Annotated in this window: 18 protein-coding genes and 1 riboswitch; of the genes, 3 read left to right on the top strand and 15 right to left on the bottom strand. The window is 55.7% G+C overall.

Going from position 1 to position 20,525, the window contains the following annotated elements; all coding sequences use genetic code 11:
* The first annotated feature begins 54 nt into the window (after positions 1–54).
* Positions 55–354 carry a hypothetical protein gene (locus SK3146_RS26510; RefSeq protein ID WP_249866451.1) on the top strand — a complete coding sequence of 100 codons (300 nt, stop codon included), beginning with the start codon at positions 55–57 and terminating at the stop codon, positions 352–354.
* A gap of 261 nt (positions 355–615) precedes the next feature.
* Here the strand turns inward: SK3146_RS26510 and ilvD are convergent, their stop codons facing one another.
* Positions 616–2,301, bottom strand: a complete 1,686-nt coding sequence (ilvD, locus tag SK3146_RS26505; protein WP_249861582.1) for a dihydroxy-acid dehydratase — start codon at positions 2,299–2,301, stop codon at positions 616–618.
* Between the two features lie 210 nt (positions 2,302–2,511).
* Between ilvD and SK3146_RS26500 the strand changes: the two genes are divergently transcribed.
* On the top strand, positions 2,512–2,805 hold the full coding sequence (locus SK3146_RS26500) for a DUF3055 domain-containing protein (protein WP_249861581.1): 294 nt from the start codon (positions 2,512–2,514) through the stop codon (positions 2,803–2,805).
* Between the two features lie 189 nt (positions 2,806–2,994).
* Here the strand turns inward: SK3146_RS26500 and SK3146_RS26495 are convergent, their stop codons facing one another.
* The 8 genes from SK3146_RS26495 to SK3146_RS26460 all read right to left on the bottom strand — a co-directional run bounded on the left by SK3146_RS26495 (position 2,995) and on the right by SK3146_RS26460 (position 11,384).
* On the bottom strand, positions 2,995–3,312 hold the full coding sequence (locus SK3146_RS26495) for a cupin domain-containing protein (RefSeq protein WP_249861580.1): 318 nt from the start codon (positions 3,310–3,312) through the stop codon (positions 2,995–2,997).
* 439 nt (positions 3,313–3,751) lie between these two features.
* Positions 3,752–4,639 carry a 5'-3' exonuclease gene (locus SK3146_RS26490; protein ID WP_249861579.1) on the bottom strand — a complete coding sequence of 296 codons (888 nt, stop codon included), beginning with the start codon at positions 4,637–4,639 and terminating at the stop codon, positions 3,752–3,754.
* 112 nt (positions 4,640–4,751) lie between these two features.
* Positions 4,752–5,720: an AraC family transcriptional regulator gene (locus SK3146_RS26485; RefSeq protein WP_249866450.1), complete on the bottom strand. Its 969-nt coding sequence runs from the start codon at positions 5,718–5,720 to the stop codon at positions 4,752–4,754.
* A gap of 242 nt (positions 5,721–5,962) precedes the next feature.
* Complete coding sequence (locus SK3146_RS26480; RefSeq protein WP_249861578.1) at positions 5,963–6,982, bottom strand: Gfo/Idh/MocA family protein; 1,020 nt, start codon at positions 6,980–6,982, stop codon at positions 5,963–5,965.
* A 146-nt stretch (positions 6,983–7,128) separates the two neighbouring features.
* Complete coding sequence (locus tag SK3146_RS26475; protein WP_249861577.1) at positions 7,129–8,211, bottom strand: Gfo/Idh/MocA family protein; 1,083 nt, start codon at positions 8,209–8,211, stop codon at positions 7,129–7,131.
* A gap of 482 nt (positions 8,212–8,693) precedes the next feature.
* On the bottom strand, positions 8,694–9,863 hold the full coding sequence (locus tag SK3146_RS26470; RefSeq protein WP_249861576.1) for an LL-diaminopimelate aminotransferase: 1,170 nt from the start codon (positions 9,861–9,863) through the stop codon (positions 8,694–8,696).
* 47 nt (positions 9,864–9,910) lie between these two features.
* Positions 9,911–10,972, bottom strand: coding sequence for a site-2 protease family protein (locus tag SK3146_RS26465; protein ID WP_249861575.1), 1,062 nt, complete (start codon positions 10,970–10,972; stop codon positions 9,911–9,913).
* Positions 10,973–11,012: 40 nt separating this feature from the next.
* Positions 11,013–11,384: an arsenate reductase family protein gene (locus SK3146_RS26460; RefSeq protein WP_249861574.1), complete on the bottom strand. Its 372-nt coding sequence runs from the start codon at positions 11,382–11,384 to the stop codon at positions 11,013–11,015.
* Positions 11,385–11,597: 213 nt separating this feature from the next.
* Between SK3146_RS26460 and ftsW the strand changes: the two genes are divergently transcribed.
* On the top strand, positions 11,598–12,929 hold the full coding sequence (gene ftsW / locus SK3146_RS26455; protein WP_249861573.1) for a putative lipid II flippase FtsW: 1,332 nt from the start codon (positions 11,598–11,600) through the stop codon (positions 12,927–12,929).
* A gap of 170 nt (positions 12,930–13,099) precedes the next feature.
* On the opposite strand, the gene queF is transcribed toward ftsW, so the two are convergent.
* From queF to cbiB, 6 genes are all read right to left on the bottom strand, one after another.
* A complete protein-coding gene (queF, locus tag SK3146_RS26450) occupies positions 13,100–13,600 on the bottom strand; it encodes a preQ(1) synthase (RefSeq protein WP_249861572.1) in 501 nt (166 codons plus the stop codon).
* 80 nt (positions 13,601–13,680) lie between these two features.
* Positions 13,681–13,724: riboswitch (PreQ1 riboswitch) on the bottom strand.
* A gap of 129 nt (positions 13,725–13,853) precedes the next feature.
* Complete coding sequence (locus SK3146_RS26445; RefSeq protein ID WP_249861571.1) at positions 13,854–14,861, bottom strand: RluA family pseudouridine synthase; 1,008 nt, start codon at positions 14,859–14,861, stop codon at positions 13,854–13,856.
* Positions 14,858–15,424: a cob(I)yrinic acid a,c-diamide adenosyltransferase gene (locus SK3146_RS26440; protein ID WP_249861570.1), complete on the bottom strand. Its 567-nt coding sequence runs from the start codon at positions 15,422–15,424 to the stop codon at positions 14,858–14,860. Before SK3146_RS26440 ends, SK3146_RS26445 begins: the two co-directional genes overlap by 4 nt.
* Positions 15,421–18,222: a cobyric acid synthase gene (locus SK3146_RS35165; protein WP_349655165.1), complete on the bottom strand. Its 2,802-nt coding sequence runs from the start codon at positions 18,220–18,222 to the stop codon at positions 15,421–15,423. Before SK3146_RS35165 ends, SK3146_RS26440 begins: the two co-directional genes overlap by 4 nt.
* Positions 18,223–18,536: 314 nt before the next feature.
* Entirely contained in the window at positions 18,537–19,352 is an 816-nt protein-coding gene (gene cobS / locus SK3146_RS26425; protein WP_249866448.1) for an adenosylcobinamide-GDP ribazoletransferase, read from the bottom strand.
* A complete protein-coding gene (gene cbiB / locus SK3146_RS26420; RefSeq protein WP_249861569.1) occupies positions 19,334–20,320 on the bottom strand; it encodes an adenosylcobinamide-phosphate synthase CbiB in 987 nt (328 codons plus the stop codon). The genes cobS and cbiB overlap by 19 nt, the downstream gene beginning before the upstream one ends.
* Positions 20,321–20,525 lie beyond the last annotated feature (205 nt).

Raw genomic sequence — 20,525 nt, 5'->3', positions numbered from 1 at the left:
TCCCATGAAGGCAATCTAAAAGCAGTACTGTAAAAAAAGCGAGGTGCAAGCATGATGGCCAATCCGGAAAATGAACAAAACGGCTTCCTGGAAGAGGACCGCCATCGTTATACCGATGTCAAAACCGTCGAATCTCAGCGCAACGACCTAACCGCCGAAGAGTTCCCTGAAGGGCCGTACGGCGCGACGTTTCACGAAGCCACCTTGGGCAAAAGTTCTCCGTGGCGTGAGGATCAGCGTCCTCCCAATCGTTTCACTTACGAGAACCGCGAGCTCCACGAAGGAATCTCCCGGGATTACCCGGGATCTCATCCTACGCATGACGGTCCGGGCGACGATTTGATTGATGATTGATCAGCGGGCGTCCTCGTCCCGCTAGGCTGCAACGAACAAATCCCCCAAAAGTGACGTGATGCTCTGAAGCTTATTCCGTCCGCATCCAGCCTAGGCTGGATCGGCGTCTAACCATTCCTCTGGGATCGTTCTATGGGTAGACATTCCTTTCGGGGAAGCCCCCGGATTTCCACAGGAATTTGCTGCGCATCATTTCCTAAACAACAAAAAAGGCAGGAGGGATTAATTTCCCTCACTGCCTGTCTTTTTGCTAAACGATTATTATACCTTCATGACTCCGCCTGTGCTGGCGTTCGTTACGAGCTTGGAGTAACGGGCCAGGTAGCCAGTCGTTACTTTCGGCTCAAAGCCTTTCCAGTTCGCTCTGCGCTGTTCGAATTCCTCGTCGGAAATCATCAGTTGAATGGTGCGGTTTTCCAAATCCAGCTCGATGATATCTCCGTCCTCGACGAAAGCGATCGGACCGCCTTCAGCCGCTTCAGGAGAAATATGACCGATACTGATGCCGCGCGATGCGCCCGAGAAACGGCCGTCCGTGATCAAGCCGACTTTGGCGCCAAGACCCATGCCGACGATTTGCGAAGTCGGAGCGAGCATTTCCGGCATGCCGGGACCGCCCTTAGGCCCTTCATAACGGATAACAACGACATGTCCTTCTTTGACTTTGCCGTTGGCGATGCCGTAGAGCGCGTCTTCCTGAGAGTCGAAGCAGATGGCAGGACCTTTGTGATAGCCGCCTACGGATTTGTCGACCGCGCCGACTTTAATGATCGATCCTTTCGGAGCCAGGTTTCCGAACAATACGGCCAAGCCGCCGCGCTCGGAATGCGGGTTATCCAGCGGATGGATAACATCCTTGTCCAAAATGTCGCAGCCCGCTACGTTTTCGCGAAGCGTTTTGCCGGTTACGGTGATGCACTCGCCGTTCAACGCGCCCGGTTTTTTGAGCAGCTCGTTGATGATCGCGCTCACGCCGCCCGCATTGTGCACGTCTTCGATATGGTAATCGGAAGCCGGAGCGATTTTGGCCAAATGAGGCACGCGGTTAGCAATTTCGTTGATACGCTCGATCGGATATTCGAAGCCGGCTTCATGAGCCAGCGCCAATGTATGAAGCACCGTATTCGTGGAACCGCCCATCGCCATATCGAGGGCGAACGCATTGTCGATAGCGTCGATCGTGACAATGTCGCGAGGCTTGATGTCCAGTTTGATCAATTCCATCAGTTGTTTAGCGGAACGTTTAACGAATTCCTTACGTTCAGGCGAAATCGCCAGAATCGTACCGTTGCCCGGCAGCGCAAGGCCGAGACCTTCAGCCAGACAGTTCATCGAGTTGGCCGTGAACATACCGGAACAGGAACCGCAAGTCGGACATCCGTATTGCTCAAGCTCAAGCAGGCTCTTCTCGTCGATTTTACCGACTTGGTAAGCTCCTACGCCTTCAAATACGGAAGTCAGGGAGATGGCGCGGCCGTCGCTCGTTCTGCCGGCTTTCATCGGTCCGCCGCTGACGAACATCGTCGGAATGTTCACACGCAGCGCGCCCATCATCATGCCCGGCGTAATTTTGTCGCAGTTCGGGATACATACCATGCCGTCGAACCAGTGGGCGGATACGACCGTCTCCAAGGAATCGGCGATAATTTCGCGGCTCGGCAGCGAATAGCGCATTCCGATGTGACCCATTGCGATTCCGTCGTCGACGCCGATCGTATTGAATTCGAACGGTACGCCGCCCGCTTCGCGAATCGCTTCTTTAACGATTTTGCCAAACTCTTGCAAATGCACGTGGCCTGGCACGATATCGATGTAGGAGTTGCACACCGCGATGAACGGCTTGTCGAAGTCTTCCTCTTTTACGCCGGCGGCACGCAGTAAGCTGCGGTGCGGCGCACGGTCGAAACCTTTTTTAATCATGTCGCTTCTCATTTTTGGCTTGGACATTTCGTAAGGCCTCCCAAATATGTTAATAGTCTATGACTTAGCGTCTTTCTATCATTCTATAAATTCTATCATGTTTGTCGAGAAATGAAAATGTTCTTATGCGAAATATCTGACGAATGCCTTTTGCCCGCGTCCCCGACTTGAGGTATAATGATAAAAACTATCGGCGGCTCGCATGCCCCACAGAACGAAGAACGGAGTGAACCTATAATGTCAGATTTGGATTATTTATACGATTCCAGCGAGGATACGACGACGCGCTTCGTCTGTTTCGTAGGGGAGTCGATGCGCCGCTTCGACTTGGCGATTACGAATACGAACCGGTTTTACGGCAAAAAGCTGATCACCGACCTGCAAAGCGGCCGCACGGCGGTCATCGGCCCCGACGATCTGGAAGAAGAAGGCTACCTGGAACATGTTTACAAATTGACGGAAGAAGAAGCGACCGAGCTGACCCACTTCCTGTCTCAAGTCGTCGGAGCGATTAATTTTACCGATATTTAACTTCCCCGTTAAATAAGGGAACATTGAACCGCCGGCGAGGCTGCGGAGCGAATGAATCGTAAATCCAAGCCCCTTTTTGGGGACAATTTTATACCAGCCTCACTGTTCCAACCCTAAAGACCGCTCGGCTCTAAAAAAGCCGGCGGTCTTTGCTTACCATATAGGAATAGAAGTTGGAAAAGGAAATCGTTACCGTTTCACTAAATCCTCGCGCACCGGAGTGAACGTATCGAGCAGCACGCTCGCTTCCAGCGCCTTGCAGCCATGTCTGGCGCCGCTTGGAATATAGATCGTCTCCCCTTGGGAAATAACCTTCGTCTCGCCGTCCACCGTAAACGCCAATTTCCCTTTCAAGCAGTAGGAAAACTGCTCATGAGGGTGGCTGTGCTGGTAGCCTTCCGCATTGGCTTCAAAATGAACTTCCATCATCATAATCGACTCGCCGGGTTCGAAAATTTTACGCTTGACGCCCGGTTCCGCATTTTCCCATACTCCGATATTGCTCATCCGCATGTGCCTCCTTGTGATTCAGAGCTTGTTACAAGCACTGTTAACGTTTGCATCCACCTTTAGAAGGATGGTGAAAAAGTCCGCTGCGGCGTCCATTGGATCCTCCAATCGCTGTTGAAATCGGATTTTTGGATTGTTCAAAGGCGAACGCTTCGCTTTTCCAGATTCAAATGGCCCCTGCGCTCTTTTTTCACCACGCTTATAGAGGTGGGGTGATTTCGTCGTGTCCTGCGGTCGCTAGAAGCTTCCACTCGCTGGTCACTTTTTCACCATGCGCTTTTTAGTATACCTGAGCAAGCAGAGCTTGTATATCGGTTTTCATAGAGCGGATGTTGCAAAGCAGGGGGAGTCGGCAAGCAAAAATCCGCCCTCCCCAAACCGCCTGCTGCTGCGAATTCAGGGGGCGGCCGTCATCCATTTCCTTTTATAGACCGGATTATCCGATCAGCTTGGACAGTCCTTTGAACTCCAGTTCCTCGAATTTGGCGATCACCTTATGCCGGTCGATTTCCCAGCAGCCGGCGGCAAGCTCGCAGCTCACCGGCACATCGCAGCGGATTGTGGCAAGCTCGCGCGACAGATGAAGCATCTCCAGCTCGGCTTCGATTTTGGCCCGGACGCCTTTGGGCAGCGAAGCCAAATTGTCGATGATGCCTTCAACGGATCCGTACTCCTGCAGCAGCTTCAGCGCCGTCTTCTCTCCGATGCCCTTCACTCCAGGATAATTGTCCGCCGTATCGCCCATCAATCCTTTCAGGTCGATAAACTGCCGGGGCGTCAGCTGCTTCTCCTCCATCAGCGTCTCCGGAGTGTAGACGGCGTAATTGCCCTGGCCTTTTTTCATAATAATGACCCTGACGCGCTCATGCAGCAGCTGCAGCATATCATGATCGCCCGTCAAAATATAAACGTCCCTATCCTTGCTGTATGTATCCGCCAGCGTTCCGATGCAGTCGTCCGCTTCATAGCCGCTCAATCCGACATTAGGAACGCCGAAGCTCTCAACGACGTCCTTGACAAGATCGAATTGCGGTTTCAGCTCCTCCGGGCAATCCGCGCGGTTTGCCTTGTAATCCGTAAACTTCTCGCTGCGGAACGTCTTGCTCCCCATATCCCAGCAGCAGACGACATGTGCGGGCTGGAAGGTTTGCACCGCATCCCAGAAATATTTGACGAAGCCGAACACGGCATTCGTAGGAACGCCTGCGCTCGTTCTCATAATATAGCCGCTATAGGAAGTCGCATAAAACGCGCGAAATAATAAAGCCATGCCGTCGACCAGCAGCACCGATTGATTTTGTTCCGTTTCTTGAATCAACATCATCTCTCCCAAAGCCAAGATAATCCTATTATACCATGCCGCCGGCGGCTGCGGGGATATCCAGAAGATGTTAATGCCGCTAACGAAACCTGCGGTCAAGCTTTTGCCGTCCGCTTTAATTTTTATGCGCGAGGCGGAATTGCATCGGCGTAGTGCCGAATTTCTTTTTAAACACATAGTGCAAATAGTTCGCGCTCGAAAATCCGTTACGGAAAGCGATCTGATCGATCGTTTCCTCGCTCAGGCTGAGCTCGGTGCAAATATGCGAAAGCCGCACCTGCTCGATATATTCGCTGAAGGTACCCCCCGTATGCTCGCGGAAAATGCGCTGCAGCTGCCTCGGGCTGATCTGCACGCGCTCGGCGACGGTCTCCAGGGTCAGCGGCTCCATATAGTTGTCCTTGATGAACTGTACGGCGAGCTGATACCGGTAATGCTTCATATCGCGGGAAGGCACATCGGTGCGTGGACCCGAGGAATAAGCCCGGATCGTACGCAGCAAAATTTGGATGATCGACTGCTTGATGACGGTGAACAGCCCCGGCTGATTCTCATACCACGCCCGGTACGCGGTCAGAAAGCAATCCATCGCCCGATACTGATCTATCGCCGGTCTTGCCGGAAGCGTTTGCAGCTGCCGAATACAGGCTTCCGCCTCGGCCACTTCCCATTTATGCCCCCATTCGGCGGAAAGCTCCGCGCCTTCTCCGCTATCCGCCGTATCCTCCAGCTTGACGATATCGATATGGAGACATAGCTCGTCCATCGCCTCGTCGGCATCCGCCTCCTGGTAATGCAGCAAGTTCGGGCCGGTCAAGTACAGCATGCCTTCCTGCAGCAAATAAGGCGTTTCTCCCAGAATAACCTTGCCTTTGCCCCGGGGAATGTAGTGAAATTCAAATTCCGAATGCTTGTGGAAGCTGATCACATGCCCCGGTGGAAAGCTCGTATGATGAAATCTCAGCATCCGGATACCGTAATGGCCCCAGCGGAATTGGACGTCCAGGCGGTCCAGCGCAAAGGGCTGCTCAAGCATCAGTTCAAAAGAATACGGCTTAGGGGCCGTTCGTGTCGTATTATCCATCATCGCGCCTCCCGGGAAGAGCATGTAAATCGTTTGCAATGCGCCGATGCGCCGCCTTCACTCATCTCATCTGTCCTGTGTCAGGCGGAGCAATCCTCGGCTTAAGAAACCGGCTGCCGTCCTCGCTTCAAGCATACCACAGCTCCCGGCATTCGGTCAGGCGGCCGCAGGCGGCAAAAGGCCGCCGCCCCGCTGGCTGCGCGCCAAGGAGCGAATCGGCCCTTCCTGTAAGTTTCCTGCCGTTACTGCGCCAAATCGCTCAGCTTGAACGCCGCGCCTGTCCGTGCGGAAGCGTTCGAAGCTTCCATCAGCCTGGTCAAATCCAAGGCCAATTGAATATTTTCCTCGGCCTTCGTGCCGTTCTCGACATGGCTTACCCATTGATCGAACGCCGACGGGCGATCCGAAGGCAATTCCTGAACCTTCCACTCTTGAGAACCGTCTTCTCCGAGCTTGGAGCTGCGCACCAGCAGCTTGTCGTCATGCGTCGAGTACAACAGGCTACCTTCGGTTCCGTGCACCTCAACGACAAACGGAGAGAACCGGTTGACGAAGCCCGCCTCTACGACCGCCAGCGCGCCGCTCGCATATCTTAGCACGGAGACGGCGTTGTCTTCCACGTCTTTGCCGGTAACGTATCCGTAGCTGGCCGTCACGCTGTCCGGCAAGCCCAGGAACAATCTGGCGAGGTACATCGGGTGGCAGCCGAGGTCGATCATCGCCCCGCCGCCGCACAGCTGCGCATCGAAGAAATGGGCCGGAAGCCAGCCTTGCGGTCCGCGCTCCGAAGGAATCGCGCCGTTATGGGACAGGCGTGTGCGAACAAGCGTAATGTCGCCGAGCAGGCCTTGGCTCAAAATGTCCTGCGCCGCCAGCGTATAACCGGCGTTCAGCCTCGGCAGCGAGACCGTCAGCTTGACGCCCGCTTCCTCGACGGCCGCCAAAATTTCATTGCATTCCTTCAAGGTCGTTGCGACGACCTTCTCCGTAAATATATGCTTGCCCGCCTTCGCCGCAGCCACCATCACGTCGCGGTGCATATTCGTCGGCGTATCGACGATGACGCCGTCAATATCGGACTGCGCCAGCAGCTCGTTCAAATCTTCAAAGAACCGCGCCCCGCGCGCTTCCGCTTCCTGACGTCCCCGCTCCGGGATTTCATCCCATACGGCGACGATCTCCGTGCCCGGATGCTCTGTCGCCTGACGGGCATAATCTCTGGCATGGACATGCCAGAAGCTTAACATCGCTACTCTAATCATCGCTATGTACCTCCGCTTAAGGTTAATGGTCTAAACATGTGGTAAAAAAGTCCGCTGGGGCGTCCGTTTGATCCTCCAAACGCTGTTGAAATCGGATTCTTCGGATTATGTTCTCGTTTGTCACCGGACTTTCTAATGCTCGTAGATTAATCGAAGTAAACGGCTTTGCCCGTTCTTGCCGATTCGTAGATGGCTTCCAAAATTTCCGACACGACGCAAGCCTGCTCCGGAGTTACCGTAGGCTGCTTGTCATTGATGACAGCGTCGATCCACAGGCGGATTTCCGTATCCTGCATGCTTTCTTTCTTGCCGTCGTAGAAATCGACCCCGCCAGCTTCGAGCTGAATATTATTTTGGAACAGACGGCTGTGCTTCTCTCCGTTAATACGCAGCCCCTCTTCCATGTCCGCTCCGCCTTCCGTGCCGCACAGCGTGCATTTGGCTTCCTTCACATCCAGCGTATTCAGAGCCCAGCTCGATTCGAGAACGATCGTCGCCCCGTTTTTCATCGTGATCATGCCGACCGCCGAATCCTCTACCGTAAATTTGCTCGGGTCCCAAGGGCCCCAGGCGTTGGCAGCGTTTTCTTTTTGTGAAAGCTTATGAAACGCCGTACCGAGAACCGCCTTCGGCTCATAGTTGTTCATCACCCATAACGTAAGGTCGAGCGCATGCGTACCGATATCGATCAGCGGCCCTCCGCCCTGCTTCTCTTCATCCAGGAACACGCCCCATGTCGGTACCGCACGGCGGCGGATCGCATGAGCCTTGGCATAATAAATGTCGCCCAGATCGCCTTCCTCGCATACTTTCTTCAAATACAGGCTGTCCGGACGAAACCGGTTGTTATAGCCGATCGTCAGCTTCTTGCCGCTGCGCTTGGCCGCTTCCACCATGCGGCGGGCATCGGCCGCCGTCTTGGCCATCGGCTTCTCGCACATCACATGCTTGCCCGATTCCAAAGCAGCGATCGAAATATCGGCGTGGGAATCGTTAGGCGTACACACATGAACAACATCGATGGACGCATCGTTCAACAGCTCCAAATAATTCTCGTACACCTTCGCTCCGACGACACCGTACTTATCCGCCGCCTTCTGCGCCCTCTCCAATACAATGTCACAAAAAGCGACAAGCTCCACTTGATCCAATTTGGCCAGGCTCGGCAGATGCTTGCCGTTGGCAATGCCGCCGCAGCCGATTATAGCTACTTTCAACTTCGCAGACATAAGATAAACCCTCCTATAAAATGATGACTTGGTTTCATATTAGCATGTTTACCGAATAGTTTGAATTGCAAATAGATGACAGGAAAAAGTAAGAAAAGGCGACATTAGGGAAGACGCGTCTTAGGAGGTAAAAGGAGGCTGCGAAAGTGGTTAGGAGGTTTAATGGCAGACTATCCGAGACTAATGCGCGTCGCTGCTTATTTATAAATTAACCTTCGCAATGTCCGTTCCGACAGGTTTCATCTAAGCCTTCGGAAGGAACAAATCCCCCAAAAGCGACGTGATGCTCTGAAGCTTATTCCGTCCGCATCCAGCCTAAGCTGGATCGGCGTCTGACCACTCCTCTGGGATCGTTCTATGGTTAGACATTACTTTCGGGGGGGGGGCCCCCGGATTTCCACAGGATATGGCTGCGCATCATTTCCTTAACAATAAAAAACAAGCCGCCCTAAAGCAGCTTGTTCCGTCTTTTACTCCCATATTTACTTATTCAAAAACGTCCCGATCCGCCGCACCGCTTCCCGCAGCCGCTCTTCCTCCTGCACAAGCGCAATGCGGACATAGCCTTCGCCTTCTTGACCGAAGGCATCGCCCGGAATGACGACGACGCCGGCCTGGTACAGGATTTCCCGGGAAATTTGTCGAGATGTCCAGCCCTCAGGAATGCGAGCCCAAATGAACATCGTCGCTTTCGGTCGAGGAATCGTCCAGCCTGCCGCAGCCAGCCCGTCGATTACGACATTGCGTCTGCGCTCGTACAGCGCGGCTACCGATTCGCCGTGCTCCATATCTTCCTCCAGCGCGGCAATGCCCGCTTCCTGCACCGCCGCGAACACGCCGTAGTCGATGTTCGACTTCAAAACGCGCAGCGCCTGCACCGCATCCGGCTGTCCCACCATGAAGGCGATCCGGCAGCCGGCCATGTTGAAGCTTTTCGACAAGGAATGAAACTCCACGGCGACATCTTTGGCGCCTTCGATCTCAAGAATGCTCATCGGGCGGAAGCCGTCGAACGCCATCTCCGAATAAGCCAGATCATGCACGACCAGCAAGCCGTGCTTGCGCGCGAAGGCGACAAGCTCCTCGAAGAACGGACGCGTAGCTACTGCTGATACGGGATTGCTCGGATAGTTGAGCAGAATAAACTTGGCTCTTCGCGCCGCTTCCTCCGGAATCTCGTCCAGTCTCGGCAGGAAGCCGTTCTCCTCCCGCAGCGGCAGCAAATACGGCTCCACTCCGGCAAGCACGAGACTGGCGGAGTAGATCGGATAACCGGGGTCGGGCACCATCGCCAGATCGCCCGGATCGGCGACCGCCATCGCCAAATGCGCCAGGCCGTCCTGCGAGCCCATCAGCGTGACGATCTCTGTATCGGGGTCTAGGGCAACGCCGAACCGATACTTGTACCAGCGGGCCACCGCGCCGCGGAAAGCCGGACTGCCCTCCGAGGTCGGATATCCGTATACCTCCGGTTTGCGTACGGCCTGCTCCAGCGCCCGAATGACTTTCTCCGAGGGAGGCCGGTCCGGGCTGCCGATTCCCAGATCGATCACGTCCATCCCGCTTCGCTTCACTTCTTCTTTCCACTGCGCCATTTCGGAAAAAATAGCGGAACCCAGCCGGGATAACCGCTTCGATTGAAATTGTTTCATTGGGTAAACGACCTCTTTACTGTTTTCTACGGTTGAAGGGTCAAGCCTTATATATTCCCGACCTTATGGACCATCGACATCATGGCGATCAGGAATAGGGCCAGCCCGAGGTAGGCAAAGCCGAATTTCCAGCGCGCCGCGTTCGGAACTTCGTAGTATTTATCGTTTTCGTAGGGCTCGTAGTCGACTTGGCAGTGAATCATCAGATGCAAGCCGTCCTCCCGCTGAACCCGCTCCAGCCTCGTCACATGCGTTCGCTGAATCAGCCCCTGCTGCATCAGCGGAATCGTCCCTTGAAAGCTCAAGCTGTCCCAAACGACGCGGACATACTGCTGTCCTTCCAGATCGGAATAAGTGACGAACGGCAGCTCCCGCTTATGCTCTTCGCCCGGGATGATATAGCCCTGCTCGATCAAAGGCTCGGCCGGGATCAGGAAGCTGGCGCTAACTGCGCGCTGCTCGCCGTGTTCGCGATGCTTGACAAATTTTTTATACAAATTGTACGCGAACATCACCCAAATAATAAGCAATATAATGTTAAAATGATACAAGATAAGCACCAGCCCGCCGACCAGGCCGACCAGCCACAGCCATCGGGATACCGCCGTCGCGATTCTTCCCCCGTCCAGAGGATGGATCGGCAGCAGATTGAACAGGTTAATCAGAAAACCGGATAACGCAACGCTGTACAGCAGCTTGCTGTCGACATAATACGCCAGGCCGAATACGGCAAGCGCCCCTATGCTTCCGAGCAAAGGACCGCCGAACGCGATATACGCTTCGGTTACGGCATCGCGCGGATGCCGCTTCATATTGATCATCGCCCCGACGAACGGCACGAACACCGGCGCGCTCACCGGAAGCCCTTTTTGCTTGGCTGCGATCACGTGTCCGAGCTCATGCACCAATATCAGCAGCACGATGCCGACCGCAAACCCCCATGGAAACAAAATCGCATAAGCGCCGATCGACAGCAGCATCGACAAAAATACGCCGCCGAATTTGCCGAATTTTAACAGCGTCAATAACCATTTTCCCTGCGCAAGCACAAATGCCGCGGCCGCTCCGAATACCCAGAACGGATTTTTCTTCTGCTTGTTTGGCTGCAACGCCCGCACACTCCTTTAGGTAACGCATTGTTCTAGCGTTTCAGGCACCCCATACTTCCGCATACTGCTCTTCTTTATATCCAACGGTAACTTTGGTCCCGTCGGTCACAACGGGGCGCTTGATCAATCGGCCGTTCGAAGCCAGCAGCTCGATCTTCTCATCGTCGGTCATTTGCGGAAGCTTGTCTTTGAGCTTCATTTCTTTATACACTTCGCCCGATGTATTGAACCACTTCTTGATGTCCAGCCCGCTATCCGTAATAAGCTTCTTCAACTCCGACACGCCGGGCGGATTGTCGAATATGTGCACGGCTTGTACATCCAAGCCTTTGGCTTTTAGCGATTTCATCGCATTTCTGCATGTGCCGCAGGCGGGATATTGGTAGCAAATCACTTGCTTTGTCTTATTCATACGCTCATTCCTTATCTTCAGTTTCCTTTAAGTATACAAAATTACCGGCAAAATGAACAATCCATCCGCATTTCGGCTCGTATATAGAGTAGAGATCTGCAAAAATCGTTAAATTCCTGAAACTTTTTTCCATTTTTAGAAGTATAATAAGATATAAGGGACTTGCGGGCACGCAGATCGGTCCTGATCAGGAAAGGTGGGTTCATCTCCAGTATGGCTGTTCGAAATCAAAGGGCGCTCCCTTCCGATCGCTCAACAAGCGCATCAGGCCGCCGCGGCACCCCCGATTTTCTTTTTTTGTTTCTGACCTTTCTGCTCGTATGCTTCGGCTTTGCCTTCGTCTTTAGCGCCAGTATGGCTCTGAATGCAAATACGCCTTGGCCGTTTGCTTTCAAGCAAGCGATTAATATTACCGTCGGAATCTTCTGCATGCTGGTCTGTATGAATATCGATTACCGTAAATTCCAAAAGTGGATCAAGCCTTTGTTCATCTCCGTCGTCCTGCTGCTGCTGGCAACGCCGGTCATCGGAGCGTCCTTGAACAATGCGCGAAGCTGGATCAAGCTTGGTTTCTTCACGCTGCAGCCTACGGAGCTGGCCAAGTTGATGGTCATTCTCTATCTCGCCGGGCTGCTCAGCCGAAAAGGAGAAGGAATCCGCGACTTCAAAACCGGATTTATCCCGCCGCTTGCGGTGATAGGGTTTATTTCCGCGTTAATCATGCTGCAGCCGGATTTCGGCTCTACCGCGATTTTATGCGCTTGCGCTCTCGTCATGATCTTTGTCGGCGGAGCGAGAATGCGTCATATGTTTCTGCTAGGTCTCGCAGGCGCTTGTTTGGCTTCCCTATTCGCTGCCGTCTACTTGCTTATCGGGGGAGAGGGCAATTACCGTATCGACCGGTTTACGACGTTTCTCGATCCGTTCTCCGATGCCAACGATAAAGGCTACCAAATCGTACAAGCCTTGTACGCGTTCGGGCACGGAGGAACCTTCGGAGCCGGCTTCGGGCAGAGCATACAGAAGCTCCATTATTTGCCTTTGCCTTACAATGATTTCATATTCCCGGTTATCGGAGAAGAGCTCGGATTTATCGGTACTTCGATCTTTTTGCTCGTCTACCTTGCCTTTCTGTGGCGCGGTCTGATTATAGCGCTGCGCAGCAAAGAGACGTTCGGCATGCTGACGGGGGTCGGCATTATCAGCCTGATCGGCATTCAGGCATTTATTAATATGGGCGGCGTAACGAACACGATCCCGATGACCGGCGTAACCCTACCGCTGATCAGCTATGGCGGCACGTCGATCGTCGTCACTCTGATGAGTCTCGGCATTTTGCTGAGCATTTCGCGCGATTACAACAAACCGGAGAAGGAGAAAGCCGCCGAGAAAAAAAAAAACGCCCGTCTTCATCGGCGGACGCTGACGATGACCGAGATGCAAACGGCCCTCCCGGGCCAGCGCCGGTTTACCGGGCCGATACGCCAAAAAGACCCTTTCGTAAAAGGGTCTTCTTCGTGCTTCGTATTATCTGCCGGCCTCTAGAAGTCCGGTAAAAAGAGAGCGGAGGGGCCATTTGAATCTGGAAAAGCGTTAGCGTTCGCCTTTGAAAACGGATTTGCTCCATAGAAAAAGGAAACAACCAGCCAAAAATCCGGCTTCAACAGCGATTGTAAGATCAAATGGGCACCGCAGCGGACTTTTTATCCACACTCCTAGCGATTATCCACCTTCTCGGGATACATATCATGGTTGATCAGGCGATGCTCGGCCATCGCTTCATATTTCGTACCCGGACGCCCCCAGTTGCAATAAGGATCGATGGAAATGCCGCCGCGCGGGGTAAATTTGCCCCACACCTCGATATACCAAGGATTCATCAGGTCGATAAGATCGTTCATCATAATATTGACGCAATCTTCATGGAAATCGCCATGATTGCGGAAGCTGAACAAATACAGCTTGAGTGACTTGCTCTCGACCATTTTGCGGTCGGGAACGTAAGAGATGTACAGCGTGGCGAAGTCGGGCTGGCCGGTCATCGGGCACAAGCTGGTAAATTCGGGACAATTGAATTTTACGAAGTAAGCCCGGTCCGGGTGCTTGTTATCGAACGCCTCCAGCAGTTTGGGGTCGTAATCGAAAATATAACGGGTGCCTTGATTTCCAAGCAGTGTAATGTCTTTTAATTCTTCATTCGTTCTTCCTGCGGACATGCGAAACGATCTCCTCCTTGTTCTGTTCCGGCTCCTTTCGGGCGCCGTCAACGAAAAGAAGAACGAGATTAAGTGGAACTGTCTCTGTAGTTTTTTATAGAGGGAGTTCGCGAACCTCTCCCGGGACGGCACGGTCTGCCCCGGTATCTTCTTTCATTTTTTCCTTTCGTACTATACCACAGCCCGGACCGAAATGCACGAACAACCATTTTCCTATGAAAAAAAGACTTTGCGGCGGCCCGCAAAGTCTTTTTTAGCCGAACTCCTCCAAACGTTCGACGCATCGCGTCAAATCGTCCGGCAAAGGCGCTTCGAACTCGATCCACCGCTTCGTTCCGGGATGAACGAAGCCCAGCGTACAGGCATGCAGAGCGTGCCGGTCAAGCCCCCAGGCCGAAGCTCCGGCGCCGCCAAGTCCGCCCGAAACGGCCGAGCCTTCGGACCGGGCCGTCTCCGTATCAGCATCCGTCTGTACCGCTGCAGTAGGCTCCCCCAGAAGGTACAGCTTATCGCCCAGCAGCGGATGCCCCAGATGCTTCATATGCACGCGGATTTGATGCGTGCGGCCGGTTTCGAGCCACAGCCGCACCATCGTCGCCTCGCGAAACCGTCGCTCGACGCGGTAGTGCGTGACGGCCGCATAGCCTGAAGGCGTTACGATGCGGATATGCGGCTGATCGGGATCGCGGTCGATCGGCTCGTTCACCGTGCCTTGATCGTCCTCCATCACACCGTGGACGAGCGCGATATATTCCTTTTTCACCTGATGCGCCTGCATCTGCTCGGACACCTGCTGGTGGACGAACGGATTTTTGGCGACGGCCAGCGTCCCCGACGTCTCCTGATCGAGCCGGTGAATCGGGCGGAACCGGTAGCTTTTGCCCTGCTGCTGCCAATAGTGGACGACGCCGTTAGCGAGCGTGTTCACGTAATGGCCGTGCGTCGGGTGAACGATCATCCCGGCCGCCTTGTTCAGCACAAGCAGCTGCTCATCCTCATGCAATATATCGAGCGGCAGCGGCTGAGGCAGAATGTCGTCCGACTCCTCCTTCAGCATGCGAACTTCCACGAGATCGCCTTCGCGGACACGGACGCTAATATACTGCCGCTCCCCGTTGACGGTAATGCCCTGCTCGGTCAGCTTCAATCGGGACAGTAGCTTGCGCGACAAATGCATTCGGCTTTGCAGTATCGTTTTGAGAAGAATTCCGTCTTCCTCTTGGGAGACGTGATACGTCAGCGGTTCGTAGTACAGGCTCATTTGCGGCGGAACACCTCGGCGCTGCGGGCGTATTCCACGTCCTGCCTGCCGCTGCGGGCGTTAGCCAGCCGGGCGACGGTGAAGAACAGATCGGACAGCCGGTTCAAATACCGGCGCACTTGTTCATTGATCGGCTGCGTGCGGGCCAGCGTCACGACTCTGCGTTCGGCTCTGCGGCATACCGTCCGGCATACGTGCAGCGCAGAGGAGGCCTGAACTCCGCCTGGCAAAATGAACTTCTTAATATCCGGCGTCTCCGCATCGTATTTATCGATTAACGTCTCCAGTCTGTCGACCATTTCGGCCGTTACCTTATACGGACGAAGCTCCTGCTTGAGCAGCGCCAGATCGGAGCCGCAATCGAACAGCTCATGCTGAATTTCCAGCAAATCGGCGAGCAGATCGGCGAACTTCTCCTCATCCAGAAATCCCATCGCCTGCCCGACAAAGCAGTTCAGCTCGTCAACCGTTCCGTAAGCTTCGACCCTCACGTCGTCTTTATCGACCCGGCCGCCGATCACCCCGGTCTGCCCCGCATCTCCAGTACGCGTATAAATCCTCATAGACTCGCCTCCTCTTGATATTGTATCCCCATCATCTCATACACCCGAGCCATATCCAAGTGGCTTCTTACATGGTCCGCCAGCCTGTCAAACGCCGCTTCCCGGCGCTCCTGGAACCGCAGCTCGGCCGCAAGCGGCTGAAGCCCACGGGCGGCGCGAATCGAATTCAGCCATGCCCGACGAAAATCGTCATTATGCAAAATGCCGTGCACATAAGTCCCCCATATCCGTCCGTCCTCGGAGACGGCGCCGTCCGGATGCCCTTGCGAGCCTTCCTGCTCCGCATGCAGCCAGAACGGATGACGAACCTGCTGCAAAAAATGCGTCCGGCCCATATGGATTTCATATCCATAAATAGGGAATTGGCTCGACACTTTCCCGACAAGGTCGCTGTACAATCGGGACGCTCCCGAGGCGCGCACCGTCCGCTTCTCGGCAGTAAATACGGTTTCCGCCGGGAATATGCCAAGCCCCGCCGTTTCCTTGCGGTCCGACTCTATAAGCTCGGGATCGCGCAGCGTCCGGCCCATCATCTGATACCCGGCACAGATGCCCGCCATCCAGCCGCCCTGCTCCGCATGCCTAAGCAGAGCGGCCTCCAGTCCCGTCTGCTTCAGGAACAGGAGATCGTCCACCGTGTTTTTGCTGCCGGGCAAAATAACGGCGTCCGGACTGCCCAGCTCCTCCGCCGAGCCGACAAAGCGCAGACGCACGTCCTTCTCGTACAGCAGCGGATCGATATCGGTAAAATTGGACAGCCGCGGCAGACGAATCACCGCGATATCGATGGAGTCGCCCGCAGCCGCGGCGGTATTGGCGCCCGCTATGATCCCCGTCGCAAGCTTGCGGTCGAGCGAAGCCGAGTCCTCATCCTCCAGCTCAAGATCCGGCAAGTACGGGATCACGCCGAGCACCGGCTTGCCTGTGCGCCGCTCCAGCCAGTCGAGCCCCGGCTGCAGCAGCGTCACATCGCCGCGAAACTTGTTGATAATAAAACCGCCGACCCGGTCCCTCTCCTCCTGTGTAAAAATATCCAGCGTGCCGACGAGCGAGGCAAAGACGCCTCCGCGGTCGATATCGGCGACAAGCACCACAGGAGCATCGGCCCACCCGGCCATTCTCATATTGACGATATCCCTGTCCTTCAAATTGACTTCCGCCGGACTGCCCGCCCCTTCGAGCACTACGGCGTCATAGGCCGCTCTCAGCCGGTTCAGTGAAGCCTTGACGACCTCCTCTGCTTCGGATAAATAGCGTTCGCGGTACGTGCGCGCATCCAGGTCGCGGTAAGGCTTGCCGTGAACGACGACCTGGGACACCATATCCTTCTTCGGCTTCAGCAAAATCGGGTTCATATCCGTCGTAGCCGGTATCCGGCAGGCGTCGGCTTGCATGCCCTGCGCGCGGCCGATCTCTTTGCCGTCGGGCGTCACATAAGAGTTGAGCGACATATTTTGCGATTTGAACGGCGCGACGCGCAGCCCGTCCTGCAGCAGAATGCGGCAGAGCGCGGTCGTAATCAGGCTCTTGCCCGCATCGGAGGACGTCCCTTGAACCATCAAGGTCGCGCCCGCTCCGGCTCCGCTTGGCAACATACGCGAAGCGCGCCCTTCCGACTGCGGCGCAGCCCCGTTCGCTCCGGCTGCCGCAGCCGATGAAGGCACACTCGCTAAAGGCGCGTCAGCAGCGGCTGACGGCGCGGCCTGCGGCCGCCCCCGCTCCTGCAGAACGGCGATCGACGCCGCCAGCTCGGCGACGAGCTGCTCGTTGTCCTCACGCAGCCGGATCGCGACTCGGGCATACGTCTCATCGAGACCCGGAAAAAGCGATGCGTCGCGGATCAGCACGCCGCGCCGGCCCATCTCCGCTTGCAGCCGCTTCACGTTAAGACCCAGCGGACGCAAGGAGAAGAGCAAATAATTGGTATCGCTCGGCGTCACTTGCAGCCCCAGCGCCGCGAGCTTTCCGGCAAGCCGCGGCCGCTCTTCGGCCAGCCAGCCGCGGGTGCGCCGTTCGAAATCCGCATCCTCCAGCACGGCCTCGCCGACCAGCTGCGCCAGCGTGTTCACGCTCCACTGCACCTGCTGGCTGCGCATCCGGACAATCCGATCCGGATGAGCCACAATAAATCCAAGTCGAAGCCCCGGAATCGAGTAAAATTTGGTCATCGAGCGGATGACCATCCAGTGCGGCGAAGAAGCCGCCCGGCGAATCATCGTTGCCTGCTCCTCATCCGGGCAAAAATCGATAAAAGCCTCATCGAGAATGACCGTCTTCTTCGCTTCGTCCAGCAGCGCAAGCGCCTCGGGCGGCAGCCGCCTTCCCGTCGGATTGTTCGGGCTGCCGAAGAACAGCAGATCGGAAGCGGCGACAGCCCGCTGCACGTCGTCCAGCTGCATCACGAAACCGTGCTCCTCCCGAAGAGGTAGCTCATAGACACGCCCACCCGCTTTATCCACCGCTTCCTCGTACTCCGAGAAGGCGGGACGCGCCAAGGCCGTCACCTCCGGCTTCAGCACGCGCACCGCCAGATCGATCAGCTCCGCCGCCCCGTTGCCGACCAATATCGATTCCTCCGGAATCCGGTATTTGGCGGCCAGCGCCTTCCTCAAGCCGCGCACCGCCGGGTCCGGGTAAGCTGTCACCTCGCGCCAGCGCTCGCGCAATATCGTTTCCACCGCTGCTGGAGGCCCGAGCGGATTCATATTCGAGCTAAAATCAAGAAAATCGTCCTTGCTCCTGCTGAACGTCTCCGCCGCCGTCCACAAATCGCCCCCATGCCCATATCGCTCCAGCATATCGCTTCCCTCCCGTACTTACCATGCCTTTGATGTCATTTACGTTTCTATAAAATTTCGTTCATCGGTCGATCCACTATGTAATGATCGCTATTTCGTGATGTTTGCTTATCATCGGATTTCTCTAACGGAGTGGTGACAAACGCCCACTGCGCATGCGAAAGCATCTTCCGATCGCAGCCCGTCCCGGATTTCTTGAAGGAACAAAGGCGAACGCTATCGCTTTTCCAGATTCAAATGGCCTCTCCGCTCGTTTTTCACCGGGCATCTAACCCCCCCAAAAAAATGGAATCCGAGACATTCCTCCGTAACTGCTATCCTATGCAGCTGAAGACGACAAGCAGCAGCAGCGTCTCCAGCAGCTCGTTCAGGGCGCCATAGGTATCGCCGGTCAGCCCCCCGAGCTTCCGGGCGATCCAGCGGCTGAACGCCACGCCGGCCAGCCCGCTAGCGGCAGCGGCGGCCCCGATAAGCAGCAGGCCGCGCGACGAGAGAGGCGAATATCCGCCCAGACTGACCAATGCCGCGGACAGCAGCAGCGCCAGGGCAGTATGAACCGCAAGATGCCTCGCTCCAAGCCCGCGAAAAAAGCCGCCCAGCCCTCCGCCGCTCTGTCCTTCGCGGGCATACGGCCAGCAGGCGATGGCTACGACCATGTACCAGCGGCTCCAGAGCGGAACGAGCGGCAGCAGGAACGCGGTGCCGTTCCACGACAGCGGCAGCCATTGCTGCAGCAGCGTCCACTTGCACAGCAGCAGAAGCGAACAGGCGATGACGCCCATCGCCCCTACCCTGCTGTCCTTCATAATCTCCAGCATCCGCTCCCGGGAGCGATGGCTGAGAATACCGTCGGCGGTATCCATCAGCCCGTCCAGATGCAGTCCGCCGGTCATCGCCGCCCAGAGCGAGAGCAGCAGCGCCGACGTTACGCCCGGTGCGAGCCAGCCCTGCAGCGCCCAACCTGCGGCGGCGAGCAGCAGCCCGAGCACCGCGCCGACCAGCGGGTAAAAGAGCACGCTGCGGCGGAACAGCGCATCGTTATATTGCAGGCTTACCGGCACGGGCAGCCTCGTTAAAAACTGAAAGGCCGCGGCGCATGCCGACAACCCTTTTACCATAAAGTCCAGCATAGTGCGCACAGCAGCCCTCCGACAATAAAATAACTGACGCCATACAGCATCTTGACGCTTTGCAGTATATCGTCCATTCGTCGCTCCCTGAGCGGCCAGCCCATTCGAGCCCGTTCGCTCGTCCGTCCGTGGTACACATTGACTCCTCCAAGCTCGATGCCGAGCGCGCCGGCTACCGCCGATTCGGGAATGCCGCTGTTAGGGCTCGGGTGCAGCGAAGCGAACGAACAGACCGCCTTGGCGGCCCTGACGGCGGAGCAGCCCCGTCTGATGGCAGCCGTCAATATGAGCAGGATGCCGGTCAAGCGCGCCGGAATCCAGTTCATGACATCGTCCCAGCGAGCCGATGCCCAGCCGAAATGCAAATACCGGTCGCTCTTATAGCCGACCATCGAATCCAGCGTATTGGCCGCGCGGTACAGCATCGCCAGCGGCGCCGCTCCGATGAGCGCATAGAAGATCGGCGATACGAACGCATCGACCGTATTTTCCGCTACCGTTTCGACGGTCGCGCGAGTCATCTCCGATTCGTCGAGCCGCGACGTATCCCTTCCGACGATATACCCCGTATACTTGCGCGCTTCCTCCAGACGCCCCGAGCGCAGCGGATCGTACACTTGCATAGCGGCGTCCTTCAACCCTTTGACGGCTATCGTCGTCGAAATAAACCACGTGTTGACGGCATAACCGAGCCAAGGATGAATGAGTCTGGAGAGCCATAGGATCAGCCCCATGGCGAGAAAAGCCAGCGCTAAGGTAGATATCGTCAACGCAACGCCGCGCAGCCGCTGCGAAGCCGGTGGAAGCGGAGCCGCTTCCGGCGGATGCAGCCTAGACTCCATGTACCCGATCCATCGTCCGATCCAGATAACCGGATGCGTCGGCCAGCGGGGATCGCCGATCCACCAATCTACGAGAATGGCCGCTATCAGCATAACCGCCGTTTCCTGCCAAGAATAAAACAACAACCTATGTCACCGCCTGCCTTCAAACTTGCTGGTTTCGGAAGTGTGGTGAACAAGTCCGCTGCGGTGCCCATTTGATCTTCCGATCGCTGTTGAAATCGGATTTTTGGATGGTTGTTTCCTTTTTTCTATGGAGAACATCCGTCTACAAAGGCAATCGCTAGTACTGCTTCAAATCTTTAACGGCTCTCCGTTCGCTTTTCACCAC

Source organism: Paenibacillus konkukensis (genome assembly GCF_023523925.1).
Lineage (GTDB): Bacteria > Bacillota > Bacilli > Paenibacillales > NBRC-103111 > Paenibacillus_S > Paenibacillus_S doosanensis.
Note: the sequence above shows the minus strand (reverse complement) of the source record. Positions and strands in the feature narration are given on the sequence as shown.

What these genes read in the sequence shown, in the direction of transcription:
- SK3146_RS26490 (WP_249861579.1), bottom strand. Translation starts at nt 4,639, where the DNA reads ATGATGTTGATTCAAGAAACGGAACAAAATCAATCGGTGCTGCTGGTC.
- SK3146_RS35165 (WP_349655165.1), bottom strand. Translation starts at nt 18,222, where the DNA reads ATGCTGGAGCGATATGGGCATGGGGGCGATTTGTGGACGGCGGCGGAG.
- SK3146_RS26485 (WP_249866450.1), bottom strand. Translation starts at nt 5,720, where the DNA reads ATGGATAATACGACACGAACGGCCCCTAAGCCGTATTCTTTTGAACTG.
- SK3146_RS26470 (WP_249861576.1), bottom strand. Translation starts at nt 9,863, where the DNA reads ATGAAACAATTTCAATCGAAGCGGTTATCCCGGCTGGGTTCCGCTATT.
- queF (WP_249861572.1), bottom strand. Translation starts at nt 13,600, where the DNA reads ATGTCCGCAGGAAGAACGAATGAAGAATTAAAAGACATTACACTGCTT.
- ftsW (WP_249861573.1), top strand. Translation starts at nt 11,598, where the DNA reads ATGGCTGTTCGAAATCAAAGGGCGCTCCCTTCCGATCGCTCAACAAGC.
- SK3146_RS26480 (WP_249861578.1), bottom strand. Translation starts at nt 6,982, where the DNA reads ATGATTAGAGTAGCGATGTTAAGCTTCTGGCATGTCCATGCCAGAGAT.
- ilvD (WP_249861582.1), bottom strand. Translation starts at nt 2,301, where the DNA reads ATGTCCAAGCCAAAAATGAGAAGCGACATGATTAAAAAAGGTTTCGAC.
- SK3146_RS26500 (WP_249861581.1), top strand. Translation starts at nt 2,512, where the DNA reads ATGTCAGATTTGGATTATTTATACGATTCCAGCGAGGATACGACGACG.
- SK3146_RS26510 (WP_249866451.1), top strand. Translation starts at nt 55, where the DNA reads ATGGCCAATCCGGAAAATGAACAAAACGGCTTCCTGGAAGAGGACCGC.
- SK3146_RS26495 (WP_249861580.1), bottom strand. Translation starts at nt 3,312, where the DNA reads ATGAGCAATATCGGAGTATGGGAAAATGCGGAACCGGGCGTCAAGCGT.
- SK3146_RS26445 (WP_249861571.1), bottom strand. Translation starts at nt 14,861, where the DNA reads ATGAGCCTGTACTACGAACCGCTGACGTATCACGTCTCCCAAGAGGAA.
- cobS (WP_249866448.1), bottom strand. Translation starts at nt 19,352, where the DNA reads ATGCTGGACTTTATGGTAAAAGGGTTGTCGGCATGCGCCGCGGCCTTT.
- SK3146_RS26460 (WP_249861574.1), bottom strand. Translation starts at nt 11,384, where the DNA reads ATGAATAAGACAAAGCAAGTGATTTGCTACCAATATCCCGCCTGCGGC.
- SK3146_RS26440 (WP_249861570.1), bottom strand. Translation starts at nt 15,424, where the DNA reads ATGAGGATTTATACGCGTACTGGAGATGCGGGGCAGACCGGGGTGATC.
- SK3146_RS26475 (WP_249861577.1), bottom strand. Translation starts at nt 8,211, where the DNA reads ATGTCTGCGAAGTTGAAAGTAGCTATAATCGGCTGCGGCGGCATTGCC.